Here is a 704-nt window from a genome sequence, read left to right on the forward strand (position 1 = left end):
TGATAGCCTCTTCAGCCTCTTTGTCTGAGACCTTTTTTGTATCTATACTTTTTTCGTTTGAGTCTTTTACTAATTTCATAGCGCCTTTTTATACAGTAATTACCTTAATTTAAAAATATTTAATATATTTAGATATGTGCTACATAATCACCTCTTATGTTCAAAAAAAGAGAAAATATCTATGATATTGAAGAAGGAAATCTTCTATCACCAAAATTTGATAATGATGGATTAATTCCAGTAGTTACTATGTGTTCAAAAACAAAGGATATTTTAATGCATGGATATATGAATGTGGAAGCTCTTAAAAAGACAATTGAAACAAAAGAAGCTCACTATTTTAGCAGATCGAGAAAAGCTATTTGGCACAAAGGTAAAACAAGTGGTTTTACTCAAAAAGTAACTGAAATAAGAATTGATGATGATCAAGACTCAATATGGTTAACAGTTGATATCGGTGATGGAGCTAGTTGTCATGTTGGTTATAGATCATGTTTTTATAGATCTATTCCTATGGGACCAATAGAAAATGGAAGAAAAGTTGAAATGGAATTTCTTGAAAAAGAAAAAAAATTTGATCCTGAGGAAGTTTATAAAGGTCAACCAAACCCAACTAAGATCTAATTATTGTGTCTGAGGAATTAAAATATCAACTTATTAAAAGTTTTGGCCCTTCAGTTTTTAAAATTCAAATTCCTAAGACG

The 704-nt window shown here is 29.4% G+C and carries 1 protein-coding gene; it reads left to right on the forward strand.

What is annotated here, in order from left to right:
• Positions 1-156 precede the first annotated feature (156 nt).
• Positions 157-624: a phosphoribosyl-AMP cyclohydrolase gene (hisI, locus tag AMN83_RS03025; protein ID WP_075504205.1), complete on the forward strand. Its 468-nt coding sequence runs from the start codon at positions 157-159 to the stop codon at positions 622-624.
• Positions 625-704 lie beyond the last annotated feature (80 nt).

Source organism: Candidatus Pelagibacter communis (assembly GCF_001180025.1).
GTDB lineage: Bacteria > Pseudomonadota > Alphaproteobacteria > Pelagibacterales > Pelagibacteraceae > Pelagibacter > Pelagibacter ubique_A.